Origin of the sequence: Flavobacterium sp. (assembly GCF_029242675.1) — a bacterium.
Lineage (GTDB): Bacteria > Bacteroidota > Bacteroidia > Flavobacteriales > Flavobacteriaceae > Flavobacterium.
In genome coordinates, this window is record NZ_JAQWTM010000301.1 from 1 (window position 1) to 6,083 (window position 6,083).

A 6,083-nucleotide genomic window follows, 5' to 3' on the forward strand; every position below is an offset into this window, starting at 1 on the left:
ATGTTTGTTGCTGGCCTACCATGTTGGGGTTTTATGATAAGACAAAATACAAAAAAAATGGTGAAATTGAAAGCATAACTCGCTTCAATTTTACCACTTTTTATTTAAAATTTACTTGTTGAGGACTTTTTCAGTGCCCTCTCAAAAACGGTATCCTTTTTTTTATTAGAATAAGCCTAACTGATTTAAGTTAGCCGTGAATGGTTTCGTTTTTACCATAGTTTGTAATAATCGATGTTTCAAATTCAATCCATTCTTTCCATCGTTTGTCCACGTCAATATTGTCGGCGTATTTGCGGGCGAAACCTAAAAAGGTGGTGTAATGTCCCGCTTCACTAATCATTAAATCACGGTAAAATTTAGCGAGTTCTGCATCTTTAATATTTTCAGACAAAACCTTGAAACGTTCACAACTTCTTGCTTCGATCATAGCTGAGAAAAGTAATCGTTCACATAAAGCATCGTTGCGGCTACCATCTTTTTTCATGAATTTAAATAATTCATTAACATAATGATCCTTACGTTCGCGGCCCAAACTCAATCCTTTGCTTTTAATTAGGTCGTGAACCATTTGTAAATGCTCTAATTCTTCCCTGGCAATGATCATTAATTCGGTTATTAATTCTTCTTTTTCAGAGTTTTGGGTGATCAAACTGATGGCATTCGAAGCTGCTTTTTGCTCGCACCATGCGTGATCAGTCAGTATCTCTTCAATATTTGATTCCACTATATTTACCCATCGTGGGTCTGTTACTAATTTTAATCCTAGCATCTCCTAACTTTTTAGTTTCTACAAAATTAAGGTTTTCTTTCTAAATAAGTAAAGTTTCATAACGCAATCCTATTTTGTTCTTTAGGGCGTGACCCGCTAAAAAGCGCGGGTCGGGCAATACATTACAATCTTTTTTGGGTCTAAAAAAAGCCCCAAAAAAGGATTTTCACTCCTGTCCCTCACGCAAAATCCCCACTAGAATATTTTTTTTAAAAATGATAATTCGAATTAGCTGTTTAATATATAATTCAAGGCAAGCGTATTTCATTGGAAATACATTTACTTTGCACTACTAATTTATATCGCTATACCGTGCAATCACTTTTAATTATTGGTTTTGTTTGGCCTGAGCCTAATTCCTCTGCAGCGGGTGGGCGAATGATGCAATTAATTGCTTTGTTTCAAAAACAAGGGTATACCATTACTTTTGCAAGTCCAGCGCAGGACAGCGAATTTATGATTGATTTGAGTGTATTTGAGGTCCATAAAAAATCAATTGTACTGAACTCTGACAGCTTTGATTCGTTTTTGAAAGAGTTGAATCCTTCCATAGTTTTATTCGATCGGTTTATGATCGAAGAGCAATTTGGTTGGCGTGTTGCAGACAGTTGCCCTACAGCAGTCCGTCTTTTAGATACTGAAGACTTACATTGTTTGCGTTTAGCACGACAAAAAGCAGTTAAGCAAAACCGCCATTTTACAATTAATGATCTACTAATTGAGGAAGTAGCCAAACGGGAAATAGCAAGTATTCTACGTTGCGACTTAACCTTAATGATTTCTGAATACGAAATGGAGTTGTTACAAACTACTTTTAAGATTGATCCTTCATTATTATTTTATCTTCCATTACTGCAGGACGATCATGATTTTCCTATTCTTGATAGTTTGCCGAAATTCAATGATAGGGTTGGTTTTGTTTTTATTGGTAATTTTCTTCATGAGCCCAATTGGAATGCAGTACAGTATCTCAAAGAAGTGATTTGGCCTTTGATACGAAAGCAGCTGCCGGATGCGGTTTTAAATATTTATGGAGCTTATCCTTCTCAAAAGGTGTTGCAGTTACACGATGTAAAAAATGGATTTTTAATTCACGGTCGTGCCGCTGATACAAAAGAGGTTGTAATGAAGGCACGTATGGTTCTCGCGCCTTTGCGATTTGGAGCCGGAATAAAAGGTAAATTGTTGGAAGCAATGCAATGTGGTACGCCTAGTGTTACGACCGCAATAGGTGCTGAATCCATGCATGGAGCGTTGCCTTGGAATGGCGCAGTCACGGATGATCCTGCCCTTTTTGCTGTAAAAGCAGTCGAATTGTATGGTAATGAAAAACTATGGGAAACTGCTCGAATTAAAGGCTTAGAAATAGTAAGGAAGCGCTACTTAAAAAGCGTGTTCGAAGCCAATTTTGAATCCAAGATTCAAAAACTATTGAAGGAATTGCCTCAACATCGTTTGAATAATTTTATGGGAGAGCTTTTGCAGCACCATACATTAAGAAGCACGAAGTACATGTCTAAATGGATCGAGGAAAAGAATAAGTAGCAAGAGAGTAGTGTTGCTTATGTGCTTTGCTCCATTTTTTTTAAATTGAAGTTTGTTCCTGTTTATTTGTCATTCTGAGGAACGAAGAATCTCCATTATGTGAGCGCGTTGCTTGGATTCTTCCTTCGTCAGAATGACAATATTGGGTGTATATGGTAGAAATTGTCTTGAATCATGAGTCGTTTATTTTGTCATTATGACGAAGGAAGAAACTACATTATGTGCTCTTATAGTTTGGTGCTATCTAAAGTCCGAGTTACAATTTTTGGTATTTAGCTATTTTGTCATTCTGAGGAACTAAGAATCTCCATTATGTGAGCGCGTTGTTTGGATTCTTCCTTCGTCAGAATGACAAATAGCAGGTAGCATATAGTGGGTGTTTATAAGATTATTTTATCTTGTTTAGTGACAAAAACTTTTCCGTTTTGTAAGCGTGTTGTTTGGATTCTTCCTTCGTCAGAATGACAATTTTGGGCGTTTATGGTAAAAATTTTCTAGAATCATGATTCGTTTATTTTGTCATTCTGAGGAACGAAGAATCTCCGTTTTGTAAGCGTGTTGTTTAGATTCTTCCTTCGTCAGAATGACAATTTTGGGCGTGTATGGTAGAAAATGTTTAAAATCATGATATGTTTATTTTGTTATCCTGAGGAACGAAGAAACTATATTATGCGCTCTTATAGTTTGGTGCTATCTAAAGTCGGAACTACAATTTTTGGTATGTAGTTATTTTGTAATTCTGAGGAACGAAGAATCTCCATTATGTGAGCGCGTTGTTTAGATTCTTCTTTCGTCAGAATTACAATTTTGGGTGTATATAGTAGAAATTGTCTTGAATCATGAGTCGTTTATTTTGTCATTCTGAGGAACGAAGAAACTACATTATGTGCTCTTATAGTTTGGTGCTATCTAAAGTCCGAGTTACAATTTTTGGTATTTAGCTATTTTGTCATTCTGAGGAACGAAGAATCTCCATTATGTGAGCGCGTTGTTTAGATTCTTCCTTCGTCAGAATGACAAATAGCAGGTAGCATAATGGGGGTGTTTATATGATTATTTTATCTTGTTTAGTGACAAAGAATCACCATTATGTGAGCGCGTTGTTTGGATTCTTCCATCGTCAGAATGACAAATATTGGGGGATGAATTACAATGATTTTATCGCAGCATAACTTTGGTTTTCTGAGGAACGAAGAAACTACATTATGCGCTCTTATAGTTTAGTGCTATCTAAAGTCCGAGTTGCAATTTTTGGTATTTAGCTATTTTGTCATTCTGAGGAACGAAGAATCTCCATTATGTGAGAGCGTTGATTGGATTCTTCCTTCGTCAGAATGACAAATAGTTGGGGATGAATTACAATGATTTTATTGCAGCATAACTTTGGTTTTCTGAGGAACGAAGAATCTCCATTATGCGCTCTTGTAGTTTAGTGCTATCTAAAGTCGGAGTTACAATTTTTGGTATTTAGCTATTTCGTCATTCTGAGGAACGAAGAATCTCCATTATGTGAGCGCGTTGATTGGATTCTTCCTTCGTCAGAATGACAAATAGCAAGGAGTGCATTATGTATGTTTATATGATTATTTCACCATATTATGAATTAGGAATCATCAATATGTGAGCGTGTTGCTTTTATTCCTTCGTTAAAATGACAAATTGTTAGGGTTGTATTGTGGTTGTTTATAGAATTGCATTGTCTTTTTAAAAGATCACGGCGATATAATTAGTACTCCAATTATTTTTCGCTTTTTAGTCAGAAATCTTAGAGGTTAGTTTTTTCAATTATAGCAATTGCTTCCATTTCAATTAAACATTCTCTTTTTCCTAGTATGGAAACACCAACTAATGTACTAGCAGGATAATTGCTTTCTCCTAAAAACTCTTTTCTCACTTTTCTAAAAATAGGCAAGTCTTGCTCAGGGTTAAAGTTGACGATGTATGTTGTCATTTTTACTACATCCTTAAAGGTTGCATTGCAATTTAAAAGCTGTTGTTCTAGGTTTCGGAATGTACTAGTCGTTTGGCTTTCTAGGTTGTTGCCGTCGCCAATTTGGCCGGATATGTGAATTGTTTTAGTAGTCGTGGTTTCTGTAATGACGGCTTGTGAGAAGCCTTCTTTCGGCTCGATAAAATATTTCTTCATAGATATAGTAGTTTTATGTAGTGTTCTCTTTTAAAGACAATAAAAGTGAAATTGTTAGTGACGAAGTTAAAAATATAATCTGTAGTATGTTTCTTTTGCATGAGGGATTGCAGCGATATCCTTTTATGAAGTGAGAACGAAATAAAAGATTTAGCGTAAAGCCCGACCTCGCTGGAACGGTAGTGGAAGTGGGGTCATGCCAAAATAAAAAACCCGTCAAGATTGCTCGAGACGGGTTTAGTTTTTATAAAATAGCAGTAGTTATGCAAGCATAGTTACTGGGCTTTCAATGTATTGTTTTAGTGTTTGTAAAAACTGTGCTCCCGTTGCTCCATCGATGGTACGGTGGTCGCAAGCTAATGAAAGCATCATGGTGTTACCTACAACAATTTGGCCGTTTTTAACGACTGGTTTCTCTACAATTGCTCCTACAGATAGGATTGCTGAGTTAGGTTGGTTGATGATAGAATTGAATTCTACGATTCCAAACATTCCTAAGTTAGAAACGGTAAACGTACTTCCTTCCATTTCAGTAGGTAGTAGTTTTTTGTTTTTCGCTCTTCCAGCTAAATCTCTCACGCTTCCACCAATTTGAGACAAGCTCATTGCATCGGTGAACTTCAATACAGGAACAACTAATCCATCTTCTACAGCTACTGCAACTCCAATATTCACATGGTGATTAATGGTGATTGCATCTTCTTTCCACTGAGAGTTGATTTTTGGATGTTTTTTCAAAGCCATTGCACATGCTTTGATAACCATATCGTTGAATGAAACTTTTGTATCTGGTAGGCTATTGATAGCTGTTCTTGCTTGCATAGCATCATCCATCGCAACTTCGATAGTCAGGTTGTAATGAGGCGCTGTAAACAATGATTCAGCTAATCTTTTCGCAATGATTTTACGCATTTGCGAATTCTTGATTTCTTCAGTAAATACTTCTCCAGCAGGCACGAACACTTTTGGTGCAGGAGCAGCAGCTGCGCTAGCTGTTTCAGTAGGCGTTGGAGCTGCAATTGGTGCAGCAGCCGGTTGTTGCGTCGTATTGGTTGCTGGTGTGAAATTTTCGATATCGCTTTTGATGATACGTCCGTTTTCTCCAGAACCTTTAACTTGGTTTAATTGTATTCCTTTGTCACTAGCAATTTTTTTAGCTAGTGGAGATGCTAATATTCTTTTTCCGTCAGTACTTTCTTCTTGTACTATTGGAGCTGTAGTAGTTTCGTTGTCTGCTTTTGCAGACTCTGAAGTACTTTCAGTTTCTTCTGTTTTTGCACCCGCTTTAAAGTTGGATGCAATTTCTGAGATATCAGTTCCTGCAGGTCCAATGATTGCTAATAAGCTATCAATTGGAGCTGTGCTACCCGCTTCGATTCCGATGTGCAATAAAGTTCCTTCATTGAATGATTCGAACTCCATTGTTGCTTTATCCGTTTCGATTTCAGCTAAGATGTCTCCTTCATTTACTTTGTCTCCAACATTCTTTAACCAAGTTGCTACGGTACCTTCGGTCATCGTATCACTTAAACTCGGCATAGTTACTACAACAACTCCTTTTGGAAAAGATAGTTTTTTTGTGTTGAAGTATGTTTCTTCTATGAAATCATAGCAGTTAAC

General features: G+C 36.7%; 4 protein-coding genes. 1 reads left to right on the plus strand and 3 read right to left on the minus strand.

Annotation, left to right across the window (positions count from 1 at the left end; translation table 11 throughout):
• Positions 1-190 precede the first annotated feature (190 nt).
• Positions 191-772, minus strand: coding sequence for a tRNA-(ms[2]io[6]A)-hydroxylase (locus tag P8M54_RS10880; RefSeq protein ID WP_300287877.1), 582 nt, complete (start codon positions 770-772; stop codon positions 191-193).
• 267 nt (positions 773-1,039) lie between these two features.
• Here P8M54_RS10880 and P8M54_RS10885 point away from each other — a divergent pair, with 267 nt between their 5' ends.
• On the plus strand, positions 1,040-2,317 hold the full coding sequence (locus P8M54_RS10885; RefSeq protein ID WP_300287879.1) for a glycosyltransferase: 1,278 nt from the start codon (positions 1,040-1,042) through the stop codon (positions 2,315-2,317).
• A 1,765-nt stretch (positions 2,318-4,082) separates the two neighbouring features.
• Here P8M54_RS10885 and P8M54_RS10890 read toward each other — a convergent pair.
• Both P8M54_RS10890 and P8M54_RS10895 read right to left on the minus strand, forming a co-directional pair.
• A complete protein-coding gene (locus P8M54_RS10890) occupies positions 4,083-4,463 on the minus strand; it encodes a RidA family protein (protein ID WP_300287881.1) in 381 nt (126 codons plus the stop codon).
• 261 nt (positions 4,464-4,724) lie between these two features.
• Positions 4,725-6,083: dihydrolipoamide acetyltransferase family protein (locus tag P8M54_RS10895; protein ID WP_300287883.1), on the minus strand; the 1,359-nt coding region annotated here is incomplete at its 5' end.